The sequence below is a fragment of the Methanobrevibacter sp. genome (assembly GCF_045114555.1).
Lineage (GTDB): Archaea > Methanobacteriota > Methanobacteria > Methanobacteriales > Methanobacteriaceae > Methanobrevibacter.
Genome location: NZ_JBGUKT010000010.1, coordinates 1 through 14,419 on the forward strand (window position 1 = coordinate 1; position 14,419 = coordinate 14,419).

Genomic DNA, 14,419 nt, shown 5'->3' on the forward strand with positions numbered 1-14,419 from the left:
ATTAAAAATAGTGAAAACTATTTAGGTTGAATATCTCAATTATTTCAATTTTAATAAAGTTTAATATTTTCAATCGGTATTAAATGAGTTGAATTGTATTAGTTTTGATTTGATAATATGGTTCAATGTTTATTGGATTGAAATAGTTGGATGAGTCTTAGATAAAATTAAATTTTTTTTAGGACTATAAACTAAAATTTTAATAGAGGAGGATAAACTCTATGTCTGAAGATGTAAAAATTGTAATGTTTTGTTGTAACTGGTGTTCCTATGGTGGAGCAGATACTGCAGGTACTGCAAGAATGCAATACCCACCTAACATTCGTGTTATTAGAGTAATGTGTTCTGGAAGAATTGACCCTCAGTTTATTTTAAAAGCATTTAGAGACGGTGCTGATGGTGTATTCGTAGCAGGATGCCACATGGGTGACTGCCACTACGATGCAGGTAACTATAAACTTGACAGAAGAATGAGATTAGTTTATAAATTAGTCGAAGATATGGGAATCGGAAGAGAAAGAGTCCACCACGACTGGATTTCTGCTTCTGAAGGAGAAAAATTCGCTAGTTCTGTAAAAATGATGGTAAACAGAATTAAAGATTTAGGACCTTCCCCATTAAAAGCACAATTAGATGCTGAAGGATAAATTTAAATGGAGGATTATTTATGGCAGATAAAGCTAAAGTAGGAACTATGTGGCTCGGAGGTTGTTCCGGTTGTCACTTATCCATTGCGGACTTTCACGAATCTTTATTAGATGTTTTAGAATTAGCACAATTCGAATTCTCACCAGTATTATGTGATACTAAATATGATGAAGTACCTGAATTAGACGTACTCATTGTAGAAGGTGGAATTAGAAACGAAGAAAACAGAGAATTAGCAGAAATGTTAAGAGAAAAAGCTGGCCTCGTTATTGCATACGGTACTTGTGCTGCTTACGGTGGTATCCCTGGTCTCGGTAACTTACACACTGTTGAAGAATTAACTACTGAAGGTTACATTAACTCTTGCAGTACTGTAAACCCAGAAGGAATCATTCCTAACGAAGATGTACCAACCTTAGAAAGCAGAGTAAGACCATTAGGCGAAGCAATTCAAGTTGACTTAATGATTCCTGGTTGCCCTCCAAAATCTGACGTAGTAGCTGAAGCTATTCTTACCTTATTAAACGGAGGAACTATCGAATTACCAACCACTAACCTTTGTGAAGTATGTCCTAGAGAAAAACCACCTGCTGGACTCGCTATGGACTTCATTAAAAGACAATTTGAAGTTGGTAAACCAGAAGATGATTTATGTTTAATTGCTCAAGGTTTAGTATGTATGGGACCTGCAACCGTATCCTTATGTGGTGCACAATGCCCAAGTATTGCTATCCCATGTAGAGGTTGTTACGGACCTACCGCTAAAGTAAACGATGCAGGTGCAAAAATGATTTCTGCGATTGCATCTGACTACGGTATTAACGAAGATAAAACCGTAGACCCTGAACAAGTAGCTGACCAATTAGATGATATTGTAGGTACTTTCTACACTTACACTTTACCAGCTGCTTTAGTCCCTGCTAAAATGCAAAAAGGAGGAAAATAATATGGTAAAACTTACTATGGAACCTGTAACTCGTATTGAAGGTCACGCAAAAATTACTGTACACCTTGACGAAGCAGGAAATGTAGAAGACACTAGATTACATGTTATGGAATTTAGAGGATTCGAAAAATTCTTACAAGGACGTCCAGCTGAGGAAGTACCTCGTATCGTACCTAGAATCTGTGGTATTTGTGATGTACAACACCACTTAGCAGCTGCTAAAGCTGTTGACCAAATCTATGGATTTAAAGATGACGAAATCTTACCTGCTGCTTACAAAATGAGAGAATTAATGAACTGGGGATCTTACATGCACTCTCACGCTCTCCACTTCTACTTCTTAGCAGCACCGGATTTAGTAGTTCCTGACGGAACCAGAAAAACTAGAAACGTTTTCCAAATTATCCAAGATATGCCTGAAGTAGCTTTACAAGCTATTAAAATCAGAAGAAACGGTTTAGATATCGTATCTGCAACTGGTGGTCGTCCAATTCACCCAACTTCCTCTACCCCTGGTGGTATTTCCACTGAATTAGATGAAGAAACTCAAGCTGACTTATTAGCAAAAGCTAAAGAAAACGTAGAATTAGCACAAGCAACCATTGAATTAGCTGTACCTATCTTAGAAGAAAAAATTGACTTAGTCAAAACCTTAGGTTACTTCGGTGACACCCGTCACTGCGGTCTCGTAACTGAAGATGGTGACTGGGACGTATACAACGGTAAAGTAAGAATAAAAGACAAAGATGGTTCTATCTACACTGAATACAGAAACCTTGAATACAAAGATATTGTTGCTGAACACGTAAAACCTTACTCCTGGTTAAAATTCCCTTACATTAAAGAATTAGGATACCCAGAAGGTATTTACAGAGTAGCACCATTATCCCGTATTAACGTTTGTGACAAAATGCCTGATGCAGCTCCTTTAGCACAAGGTGCTTTAGAAGACTTCAGAGACAAATTCGGTTACGCACAATACCCATTATTATTCCACTGGGCAAGATTAATCGAATTATTAGCTTCTGCTGAAATGGCTGTAGATGCATTAGAAGGTGACTTATCTGGTGACAAATTCCCAGAAGCATTAGAAAGAACTGCTGGTGAAGGTGCAGGTATTGTAGAAGCTGCTCGTGGTACTTTAATCCACCACTACACAACTGATGATGAAGGTTTAATCACCCAAGCAAACATCATTGTAGCAACTATCCAAAACAACCCTGCAATGGAAATGGGTATTCAACAAGTAGCTAAAGATTACATCAAACCTGGTGTAGAAGTAGATGACAAAATTTTCAACTTAATGGAAATGGTTATCAGAGCTCACGACCCATGTTTATCTTGTGCTACCCACACTATGGATAGCCAAATGAGATTAGCTACTGTAGAAGTATATGACAGTGAAGGAAATATGATTAAAAAAATCTAACTTTGGAGTGTTAAAATGATAGTATTCAATGAAAATAGCTGTATTAAATGTGGAGCATGTGAAGGCGTTTGTCCTACAGCAGCTATTGAAGTAGGCGATCACATCGTTTACTGTGATACTTGTAACGAAGAACCTAAATGTGCAGAAGTCTGTCCTAACGGTGCTTTACAAGTAGAAGACATAGCTATTGATGAAGAAGGAAACACTCAAGTTAGATTAATCTTTAACAAAACCAAATGTGATGAATGTGGAGATTGTGTAGACGCATGTCCTTCCAAAACTCTTAAATTAGATGCAGAAGATTCTCAACTCCTCAAAGGATTCTGTGTAATGTGTCAAAAATGTGTTGACATTTGTCCTGTAGACGTTATCGGAGTTCCTGGAGTAAAAGAACCTGCAAGCAGAGTAATTGAACCAGAAGGACCTGTATACATCGATGATTGTAAAGGATGTGGCGTATGTGTAGCTGAATGTCCTGTTGATGCAATCACCTTATCTGCTTACGGAGAACCTATCGAAGTAGATGAAGAAAAATGTATCCAATGTGGTGTATGTTCACAATCCTGTCCATGGAACGCAATTTTCATCGCAGAAAATGCAAACCCTGCTAAACGTACTAAAAACATGAAATCATTCACTTTAGACGCTGAAGCATGTATCGGTTGTAATTCCTGTGTTGACATTTGTCCTGGAAGTTTCATCACTCCTAAATCTGACTTGACTGTAGATCTTCCAGAAGCATGTGCTGCATGTGGTCTTTGTGTAAATGTATGTCCTGTAGATGCAATTGACTTAGATGTTGAATATGGTGCATCCAAATTCAGTGCTAGCGAAGGTATCTGTTGGGACGAAGAAAAATGTCTCTTTGATGGTGGTTGTGCTTTAAAATGTCCTACTGAAGCTATAAAAGTAGTTACCAAAAGAGGAATGGAAGTACCTTCCCGTCAGAAAGATATGGGCGAACAATCTTTCACCATGTGTGTAAGATGTGGTGCATGTGCTAACGTATGTCCTAACGACGCATTAATCTTAGACTATGTAGACAAAGAAATTGATGGTGAAGTAGTATCTAGAGATAGAATTATCTTCAACCCATCTAAATGTGACGAATGTGGAGAATGTATTGACGCATGTCCATATGATATGTTACACAAAGCATACAAAGTTAACTTACCTATTGCTGGATTCTGTACTCTCTGTGAACAATGTCTCGAAAAGTGTACTCCTGAATCCTTAACCTTAAAATAGGTAGGCTCTAAACACAAAACAAAATTAAACCTAAATATTTAGGTATAAAGGCACTTAACAATTGGGTTAAGTGCCTTTTTTTTATTTACTTTTTTTACTAGTTCTTATTTCAGTCTCATTTTCTAACTAAAATTCTTTTTGCTAATTTTAATCAAATTTATTAAATATTAAATTAAATATTAAATTAATTAGAAATTAATTAAAAAATTAATTAGAAAATTTATTAAAATAATTAATTAGAAAATTTATTAAAAATTAGTTATAACATTATAATTGGTTAATTAAAAATTTTTATCATTACAGAAAATTGTTTTAAATTAAAATTGTTTAAAAAATACTCGTGATTTTATGTTTGATTTAGTTTTAAAAAATCTTAAATTATTGGATTATTCTGATTGTATGTATTTAGCTATTGAGGATGGTAAAATAGCTAAGATATCAAAATCTTCAATTGAAGGCGATAAGGAAATCGACCTTAATGGACAGTTAGTATTACCGGGGCTTATTGACCCTCATGTCCATTTTAGGGACCCTGGATTGACATATAAGGAAGATTTCAAAACAGGATCCATGGCTGCTGCTCATGGTGGGTTTACATTTGTCATGGATATGCCGAACACTGTTCCAAAAACCAATACCTATAAAGCTTTTAAGGAAAAGCAGAAGATTGCAGAATCTAAGTCTATAATTAATTTTGGGCTTCATGCGGGATATTCTTCACTTGATGAAATGGAAAAAATTCTTGAATTGAATCCAATGTCCTTTAAAGTCTTTATGGATTTGGAAACTGATGAAGATTTAGATAAAATATTTGAAGATATTTCTAAATTAGGAGAAAATGCAATTAAAAAGCCAATTGTAACAGTTCATGCTGAAAAGAGAGATATTGTATTGGAATCCACTAAAAAGCTAGCTGAAGAGAGTGAAGCTATTGCATATAGTTACGGCAGACCTGCCGAATCTGAAGATGCATCAGTAGCTCAAGCTATTGAACTTTCTAAAAAATATGGTGTGGATTTACACATTTGTCATTTAAGCACTAAAAATGCAATGAACTTGGCTATTTCCAATAATGTCAGTTATGAATTCACTCCCCATCATTTATTGTATGATAATACAGCATTCAATGAATTTGGAACACTTATAAAAACCAATCCACCTTTAAGGGAGAAAGGCAAAAACGTCACAATCAATGATCTAAATGAACATTCAATGATAGGTACAGATCATGCCCCTCACAGTTTGGAAGAGAAAACCAAGGGGGTTTGGGATTCAAGTCCAGGAATCCCTTCTTTAGAAACTGTTTTGTCCTTATTGTTGACTGAAGTCAATAAATCAAATATAGATTTAAGTTTAATTCCAAAGATTTTTTCAGAAAATGCTGCTAAAAGGTTCAATCTTGAAAATAAAGGTTTTATTAAAGAAGGATATGATGCAGATTTGGTAGTCATTGACTTGAATAAAGAAGGAATCTTTGACATAGATAATTTCTATACAAAAGCAGAATATTCTCCATTTGATGGGCTTTCCTATAAAGGTAAAGCAACTATGACAATAGTCAATGGGGAAGTGGTTATGGAAAATGATGTTTTAATTTAATTATTCTAATTTGATTATTTCATTTTCTATTTTATTTTTTTAACTCTTTTTTGATTTTAATTCACTTTTTTATAACTTTTTTTTAATTTCCTATTTTTTATTTTACTTTTTTATTTTATTTTTTTAATTTCAAATTTGCTGTTTTTTGTTAATTTTAACATTGATTCAAATTTGTTAAATTGCTACAATTTTGAGTCAATTATTAGTCACAATTCTTATTTTCTAATTTAAAAGCTTTATAGAAAATCTTTTTATTAATAAAAACTATATATTATAGTAATTGCAAAAAACATCGATTTAAGAATGTTTTTTTATAAATAGTTACATATAGTAAACAGATTCATGAGTTAAAAAATGAGTTAAAAAAATGAGTTTAAAAATAAGTAAAAAATTCATCAGTTGTGATTATATGGCATCTAAAAGTGACGAAAAAAGAGTTACTATTGTTATTGATAAAAATTTAGATTACAAGTTTAGAAAAATGGCCTCTCAGAAGTTTAGATTTGAGCCTAAATGGTACAGTAAGGCTATGGAAGAAGCAGTTAATTTATGGATTGATAAAAATATGGATGAGGATTTTGAATAGTTTTATAAATTTAAATCATTATATAATATATTATGCCTTCAATAGATTTTATAAAAGAGATTCAAGAGAATGATAGAAAAACCTTTTTCAAGGATTTTGAAAACTCAAAGAAATATTCCCAATTAGTTTCTGATGAGGAAGCTTCAAATAAATCCTCTAATTCAAGACCTTTAATTTCAGATTTTACTGAGTATTCTCCTCTTCATAATGGTCATTTTCATTGTATGAAAACAGCAAAGGAAAAAATTCCTGATGGTTTATTTGTAGCTGTTGTTCCAGGTTTGTTTGAGAGAAGCGGTAGGGGATTGCCTTACATTTTACATAGGAAAACAAGGGCTGAAATTGCTGTTGCTGTAGGTGCAGATATTGTTGTTGAAGGACCACCTATGGGAATTATGGGATCTGGCCAATACTCGTTATGCTTAACAAAAATGTTTCAAGCATTAAACACTGATTTTATTCCAAGGGGTTACAGGCCTTTTGATGGTTATGAAAAGATATTGGAGAGAATTTCTTTGGGTCACGGAGTAGCTCCAAAACCTTATAAAATCGTTGATATGGATACAAAAGAAGTGATCTATAATGGAAAGTTGGAAGAGGACAATTATGTTATAGTTTCATTTTCCAAATCATTGAAAAAGATAGGATTTGATTTTAAGGACAAATTCATTTTTGTTCCACGTATTGAAGGCGTAAGTGGAACTTTGATTCGTAAGGCTTGTTCAGAGAATAATTTAGACTCAGTAAAATCAATGTTGCCAAGTGAAACACTAAGGATTTTAGAAAGGGAAATCAATGAGGATAGGGCTCCATTGCATGATTTAAGAGTTGAAGAGTCCATTATTGATTCTGCAAACAATTTATCATTTGAAGATTTGCTTAAATTGAATTTCTTTAACGAAAAATTGGCTAATGAGTTAGTTGAGAAGCGTGAGGAAAAACCGTTTGAATCAATTGCTGAAATTGAAGATTCCATATTCTATGGTTTCAGCAGCCATTTTAAAAATCGGGTGTTAAGCATTTTGGAAACAAGAATCAATGCAGATATGATTTCAGAATATATTAATGATTATCCTAGCACTGTACGTGTCTTAAATTATAAAAATGAAGCCGTTTTGGAAGAATTTAAAGAAAAAGTATTTGAAAATGGCAATAAATTTGTAAAGAATATAGTGTCTGATTAATTATCTAATTTTTAATCTTTTCTAATTCTTAAGTATCTATTTTTTTAATTATTTTTTTTTAATTATTTTTTTTTAATTATTTTTTTAATTTTTTATAAAATATTTCAAATAAATTTTTATCTATTTTTTCTAATTTTTATTATTAAATTAGTAAACATTATATAATATCACTTAATAAAAATATATAATGAATATTTGATTAATTAAAAAATTTATTTTAATTAGCTGGATATTTTATATTGATATTAAATTATTAAATTTACTATTCAATTTTATTATTAATTACATTTAATTATTGAACTTGAGTATGCTGTGAAAGTAAAGACATATTCCTAATATTTAATAATGTAATTTGTTTTCTCAATAAAGATTATAGGAGAATTATTTATGGCAATTAAAGAAGGAGATTTTGTAAGATTAAATTTCACTGGAAAAATTAAGGAAACTGATGAAGTATTTGATACTACTTCCGAAGATATCGCTGAAGAAGCAGGTATTTTAGTAGAAAATAAAGTTTACGGTCCAATCCCAATTATTGTTGGAGGAAATCATTTATTAAAAGCTATTGATGATGCTATTATTGGAACTGAAGCTGGAGATGCTGTTCATGTATCTGTAACTCCTGAAAATGGTTTTGGTCAAAGAAACCCTAATTTCATTCAATTAATACCAATGAAAGAATTCAAAAAACAAGGTATGACTCCTGTTAGAGGTATGAAAATCACTGCAGATGCAGGTACTGGTAAAATCATTTCTGTAAACGGTGGAAGAGTTAAAGTGGACTTCAACCATGAATTAGCTGGTAAAAACTTAGAATATGATGTTTCTGTAGTTGAAGTTATTGAAGATGATGAAGAAAAAATCAAAAGTATGATTGAGTTACACTACTCCTACCCTAACATGGACTTAGACAAAACTGAAATCAAAATCGATGGTGACAAAGTAAGTATCAAATTAGATGAAATCACCAGATTCGATCAAAAATCATACATGGATGTAACTTTTGCTAGATTCAGAATTTCCAAAGACATTTGGGACAATATGGATTATGAAAAAGTTGAATTCGTAGATGAATTCGAGAAAAAAGTAGAAGAACCTGCTGAAGAAGAAGCAGAAGAATAATTATTTTAATTATTTCTTTTTACTTTTTACTTTTTTTATTTTCTTTTTTATATTTCACTTACTTTTTTCTATTTTTAATCACTTTTTTTAACACTTTTTATAGCTTTTTATCCTTTTTTTATAGTTTTACGATAGATTTTTTACTTTTATTATTTTTTTATTACTTAAATTCCAATCTAATTTTTCCTATATTTAATAAAACTTTTTAAAAAGATCAGTATTAATTAGTTTAAGTGAAATAATTTTGGTAGAACTAATTTTAAGTAAAAAATAAGTTTTGTTTTAATTAGTAAAATAACTAAAAAAAGAAAATTAAATTAAAAAATAATTAAATAAAAATATGATTTAAATAAAAAAAATAATTGAAGTGTTAAAAAAAGAAAAGATAGAGAAATAATTTTCTCTATTATTTTAATTAATTCAATACATTAGTAATGAATTCGCCAGGATTTTGAACTAATCCCCTAAGTGCTTCTATGAAACCAGAGTAATCTCCACTTAATCTAAATAAGTAAATTACATATAAGACAAGTAATATTATTAAAATGATTAAGATGATTGCAAGGAGGATTTCAACTATTGAAAGTTTTTCACTTTCTTCCTCTACAGGATATCTGTGCATCTCTTGGATATTCTCTAGTTCATCATAGTCATCATAATCGTATTTTGATTTTTTAGATCTTCTGAAGCGACCTCTTTTCTTGCTTTGCTGTTCCATTTCATAGTTTCTTTCAATTCTTCTTTTAAGCTCTTCATAACTTTCAGCATCTCTTTGAGGAGCTCTTCTTCTGTTATGTGATGGAACTATAAAGTCTTCCTCGTATTCATCTCTAGGGTTAATGTAATATTCCCCATCATCACTTGGATAATTTCTAGGTCTTTGTCTTCTAGGTGCTTCATCATATGCTGCACGTTCTTTTTTAGCTTGTTTCTTCCTTCTTCTTTTTCCTTTAGGAGCTCTAGACCTAGGAGGTTCTTCTTCAACTTCATCAATTAGTTCTTGAGGAACTATGTCCTCTTCTTCATCATAATATAAATCATCTAAATATCTTTCATATTTTGCTTCAAGTTCATTACTTGGAGTTTCACTAGGACGTGGTTCATAATAATAATCCTCATCTATGTCTCCAGTATGGATTGGTTCAATAGGAGGTTGGCTTGATTTAGCTTTTGCTTTGAGTTTTCTTTCCCTTTCCCTATATTCTGGTTCAGGTTCAGGAATAGGGTCAGGATTTTCGTAATAGCTATCCTCAGCACCATCTTCTTCATATGTTTCAACATATTCTGTTTCATATTCATAATCAGTTTCAAAGTTTTCAGGAGCTTTTTCCACTGTTTTTAAAGCTTCTTCCTCAGCTTCACGTTCTTCTGATTGTATTGGAGTAATTGGTTCTATTGGTTCAAAATTGTCTGCAGGCTCTTCTATTTCAGCTGCAGGTTTTTTAGCTAATGTTTCTTTTTCTCCAAAACTTTTTGTAATGATCTCATTTATGCAATCTTTACAATAAATTTTTCCACCAATTTCCATACTACACTCTGGACAAACTGCTTTTCCGCAAAATGCACAATTTGCCACGGCTTCTCTATCTGGGTGATTATGACATTCCATATTAACACTTCATTTTTGTCCTTTTTTATATTATGATAAAAAATATAACTCGTTGTTATATCAATATATTGTAATATATTTATGATTTTAATTATTATTAAATTTATCTTATTAAAAGAATTTTAAAAGAATATTTACAATAATATTTTTTTAGTTTTTTAAAATCTTTTTTTAATATTTTAATTTAATATTTTTATTTCAAAATATCTTTTGGGTTGGTTTTCTTAATTATTTCTTCAGCTAATATTTCAGATGCTATTAGATCATCGGCTGTAGCTAAAAAACTGCCTAACTTGTCACTTTCAATTTTAAAATTTATCGAATTTTCATCCAAGACACCTTCAACAAAACCTTCGTTATCAACTTCAAGAGATTTATAGACAATTTCAGCGTATTGAGAATCTTTATATTCCATTTTAATATTTGATTTAATGTTCATCTTTTTACCTGATTAATTTTTTTAATTAATTTTTAAATTTGTAATTATAATATAATTGTATTTTGCATAATTGTATTTTGCAATATATTTAATTTATATTTTCAATTATAAATTTTTTAATCAAATTTTTTAATCTGAATTCTTGTAGGACTTGATTTTTATTTTATATAATATTATTAAATTTATATAATATAGGGTAACATTTATTAATGTTTAGAAAAATATATAGTAATATTCTATCTAACTTTATAAATTAATAATATATAATATTAAATTATTAAATCAATTATTAATTTTCTCAATTTTATATGGCTAAGATAGGAAAGTATGATAATAAGAATATAATTATAGCTTATATTTTCTTAATATGGGATTATACTTTACAAAATAGCTATTATTCTTTGTTCTGATAGAACAATCACTTTTCGACTTTTCAGTCGATTTAAAAAATTTAAAGAATTTTTGTGATATTTAGATTAGAAATTAAATCAAGCATTCAAAAATGTACACTATTTAGAAATAGTTTTGTATATGTGGCTTTGGTCATTTTGGTCACAATAAATTCTTAATTATGATTATATGGAGGACTAGTAATGGTTCGTGCTTATTCAAGAAGAGAATATATTAGAAAAATACCAAATAACAGAATTGTTCAATATGATATGGGTAACTTATCAGAAGATTTCCCAGTAAGAGTATCCTTAGCAGTTAAAAAACCAGCTCAAATTAGACACAATGCTTTAGAAGCAGCTCGTATTGCTTCTAACAGATACATGCAAAGATCTGCTGGTAGATTAGGATACCACTTAAAATTAAGAGTATACCCTCACAACATTGTAAGAGAAAACCCTATGGCAACTGGTGCAGGTGCGGACAGGGTACAAAGCGGTATGAGAAATGCTTTCGGTAAAGCAATCAGTGTAGAAGCTTTAGTAAAAACCAATCAAAAGATTATGTCTATTGATGTAAACCCTAAAAACTTCCAAGACGCTAAAACCGCTTTAAAAAGAGCAGGTATGAAAATGCCTGTATCTTGCAGAATTGTCATTGAAAAAGGTGCAGATTTAGTTAAATAAGTCGTTTGACTTTTAATTAATCTCTAATTTTTCATTTAATATTCTTATTTTTAATTTCATTCAAAATTAAGAAACAATCTTAAAATATATTTATTTGGACTTTATTTTAATATCCAAACGTCATTATCATTCAATTATTGAAAATTGATTAAGGACTATTGTTTAAAAAGGAGCAGAACAATGTACGTTAAAAAATTTGAAGATTTAAGTAAAGATGATTTAGGTATTGCTGGTGGTAAAGGTGCTAATTTAGGTGAATTAACCCAAGCAGGTATTCCAGTTCCTCCAGGATTTGTTGTAACCTCTAAAACTTATGATAATTTTATGAGAGATACTGGAATTTTTAGTAAGGTTATGGATATTTTAGACCAAGTAGATATTAATAATACTAAAGAGCTTCAAGAAGCAGCAGAAAAAATTAAAGCAATTATCATTGAAACTCCTATCCCTGATGGAATTTCTACTTACATTACTGAAGCTTACAATCAATTATCTGAAAGAGTTGGAGAAGAAGATGGTGCTGATGTAGCTATTCGTTCTTCCGCAACTGCTGAAGACTTGCCTGAAGCTTCATTTGCAGGTCAACAAGATACTTTCTTGCACGTTCAAGGATTAGATAATGTAATTGAATATGTAAGAAAATGTTGGGCTTCCTTATTTGAAGCAAGAGCTATTTTCTACAGGGAAGAAAACAACTTCGAACACTCTCAAGTTTACATTGCAGTAGTTGTTCAACAAATGGTTGATTCCGATAAAGCAGGGGTAATGTTTACTGTAAACCCATCAACTGGTGAAAACATTGCTTTAATCGAAGGTTCTTGGGGACTTGGTGAATCTGTAGTAAGCGGATCTGTAACCCCAGATAACTATGCTGTAGATAAAGAAACAAATGAAATCTTAAATGTTACCATTAGTGACAAGAAAACCATGTTCACTAATGAAGAAGGTGGAACCTCCATTCAAGTTGACGTTCCTGAAGATTTAAGAAAAGAAAGAGTCTTATCTGATGAGGAATTATTAGAGCTTGTTGCAATGGCTAAAAGAGTAGAAGGTCATTACGGCAAACCTCAAGATACTGAATGGGCATTCCATGATGGAAACTTATTCTTATTACAATCCAGACCAATCACTACCTTAGGCGATTCTAAAAAAGAAGAATCTGAAGAGGAAGAAGTGGATTTAGAAGTTTTAATCAGAGGTCTTGGTGCAAGCCCTGGTTTAGCATCAGGTACTGTTAAAGTTATTTTAAGTCTTGATGAACTTGATAAAGTTCAAGAAGGAGACGTAATGGTAACCACTATGACCACTCCTGATATGGTGCCAGCTATGAAAAGAGCTACCGGTATCGTAACTGATGAAGGTGGAGTAACCTGTCACGCAGCTATTATCTCAAGAGAATTAGGAATCCCTTGTGTAGTAGGTACTGGAGATGCAACAACCACCTTAAAAGAAAATGATGAAGTCACTGCTGACGGTAAAAAAGGTTTAGTATACAAAGGTATCATTAAAGGTGCTGAAAGTGAAGAAGCAAGCGCTGGTGCAGTTCAAGTGTCTGCAACTCCTTTAATCACTGTAACCGAAGTTAAAGCTAATGTAAGTATGGCTGAAGCAGCTCCAAAAGCAGCAGCAACTGGTGCAGATGGTGTAGGATTACTCAGAACTGAACACATGATGTTATCCACTGGTGTTCACCCAAGAAAATTCATCCTTGATGGTGAAGAGGACAAATTGGTTGATACAATTGCTGAAGGTGTTTTAAAAGTAGCAGATGAATTCTATCCAAAACCTGTATGGTACAGAACTCTTGATGCTCCTACTGATGAGTTCATCACCCTTGAAGGTGGGGAAAATGAACCTAGAGAACACAACCCAATGTTAGGTTGGAGAGGTATCAGAAGAGAATTGGATGAACCTGAAATCTTAAAAGCAGAATTCAAAGCAATTAAAAAGCTTCACGATAAAGGTTACAAAAACATTGGAATCATGATTCCATTATCACAACATCCTTCCGAGCTTAGAAGAGCTAAGGAATTATGTAGAGAAGTGGGTATGGAACCTCAAGTGGATGTTGAATTCGGTATGATGGTTGAAATTCCTGCAGCAGCAATCTTAATTGATGAGTACATTGCAGAAGGAATTGACTTTGTAAGTCTTGGTACCAATGACTTGACCCAATACACTCTTGCAGTAGACAGAAACAATGAGTTTGTTGCAAAACACTACAGAGAAGAACACCCTGCAGTAATGGCTTTAATTGAAAGAACCATTAAACATTGTGCAGCAGCAGGTGTAACATGCAGTATCTGTGGTCAAGCAGGTAGTGTACCTCATATTGTTGAAAAACTTGTTAAATTTGGAATTACAAGTGTATCTTCCAATACTGATGCAGTAGAGGAAGTAAGAAAAACTGTTGCAAGAGCTGAAAAGAAAATCATGCTCGATGCAGCAAGAAAACAATTATAATTCTAAATTGACTTTGATTTAAAAGTTAAATCTTTTAAATCTTTATTTTTTTATTTATTTTAAAGAGTTA

12 protein-coding genes are annotated in these 14,419 nt (G+C 31.7%); 10 read left to right on the forward strand and 2 right to left on the reverse strand.

Annotated features, from left to right (window positions below):
• The first annotated feature begins 221 nt into the window (after positions 1-221).
• The 8 genes from ACJMLB_RS01610 to ACJMLB_RS01645 all read left to right on the forward strand — a co-directional run bounded on the left by ACJMLB_RS01610 (position 222) and on the right by ACJMLB_RS01645 (position 8,762).
• Complete coding sequence (locus tag ACJMLB_RS01610; protein WP_295605478.1) at positions 222-647, forward strand: hydrogenase iron-sulfur subunit; 426 nt, start codon at positions 222-224, stop codon at positions 645-647.
• Between the two features lie 20 nt (positions 648-667).
• Positions 668-1,594, forward strand: a complete 927-nt coding sequence (locus tag ACJMLB_RS01615; RefSeq protein ID WP_295605476.1) for a F420-nonreducing hydrogenase — start codon at positions 668-670, stop codon at positions 1,592-1,594.
• Between the two features lies 1 nt (position 1,595).
• Positions 1,596-3,023, forward strand: coding sequence for a Ni/Fe hydrogenase subunit alpha (locus ACJMLB_RS01620; RefSeq protein ID WP_405323068.1), 1,428 nt, complete (start codon positions 1,596-1,598; stop codon positions 3,021-3,023).
• Between the two features lie 15 nt (positions 3,024-3,038).
• Positions 3,039-4,271, forward strand: coding sequence for a 4Fe-4S binding protein (locus ACJMLB_RS01625; RefSeq protein ID WP_405323070.1), 1,233 nt, complete (start codon positions 3,039-3,041; stop codon positions 4,269-4,271).
• Positions 4,272-4,619: 348 nt separating this feature from the next.
• Complete coding sequence (locus ACJMLB_RS01630; RefSeq protein WP_405323072.1) at positions 4,620-5,870, forward strand: dihydroorotase; 1,251 nt, start codon at positions 4,620-4,622, stop codon at positions 5,868-5,870.
• Positions 5,871-6,279: 409 nt separating this feature from the next.
• Positions 6,280-6,456 carry a hypothetical protein gene (locus ACJMLB_RS01635; RefSeq protein ID WP_405323074.1) on the forward strand — a complete coding sequence of 59 codons (177 nt, stop codon included), beginning with the start codon at positions 6,280-6,282 and terminating at the stop codon, positions 6,454-6,456.
• Between the two features lie 41 nt (positions 6,457-6,497).
• Positions 6,498-7,640, forward strand: coding sequence for a nucleotidyltransferase family protein (locus tag ACJMLB_RS01640; protein ID WP_405323117.1), 1,143 nt, complete (start codon positions 6,498-6,500; stop codon positions 7,638-7,640).
• Between the two features lie 387 nt (positions 7,641-8,027).
• Entirely contained in the window at positions 8,028-8,762 is a 735-nt protein-coding gene (locus ACJMLB_RS01645) for a peptidylprolyl isomerase (RefSeq protein WP_295605464.1), read from the forward strand.
• A gap of 415 nt (positions 8,763-9,177) precedes the next feature.
• Here the strand turns inward: ACJMLB_RS01645 and ACJMLB_RS01650 are convergent, their stop codons facing one another.
• The gene (locus ACJMLB_RS01650; protein WP_405323076.1) at positions 9,178-10,371 is read right to left on the reverse strand and encodes a hypothetical protein; all 1,194 of its coding nucleotides are present in this window, start codon (positions 10,369-10,371) and stop codon (positions 9,178-9,180) included.
• Between the two features lie 193 nt (positions 10,372-10,564).
• Positions 10,565-10,810, reverse strand: a complete 246-nt coding sequence (locus ACJMLB_RS01655; RefSeq protein WP_405323078.1) for a KEOPS complex subunit Pcc1 — start codon at positions 10,808-10,810, stop codon at positions 10,565-10,567.
• A gap of 593 nt (positions 10,811-11,403) precedes the next feature.
• On the opposite strand from ACJMLB_RS01655, the gene rplJ reads away from it, so the two are divergent.
• Complete coding sequence (gene rplJ, locus ACJMLB_RS01660) at positions 11,404-11,886, forward strand: 50S ribosomal protein L16 (protein WP_295605458.1); 483 nt, start codon at positions 11,404-11,406, stop codon at positions 11,884-11,886.
• Between the two features lie 180 nt (positions 11,887-12,066).
• Positions 12,067-14,349 (forward strand): phosphoenolpyruvate synthase, encoded by a 2,283-nt coding sequence (gene ppsA / locus ACJMLB_RS01665; RefSeq protein ID WP_405323081.1) that lies wholly within the window; start codon positions 12,067-12,069, stop codon positions 14,347-14,349.
• Positions 14,350-14,419 lie beyond the last annotated feature (70 nt).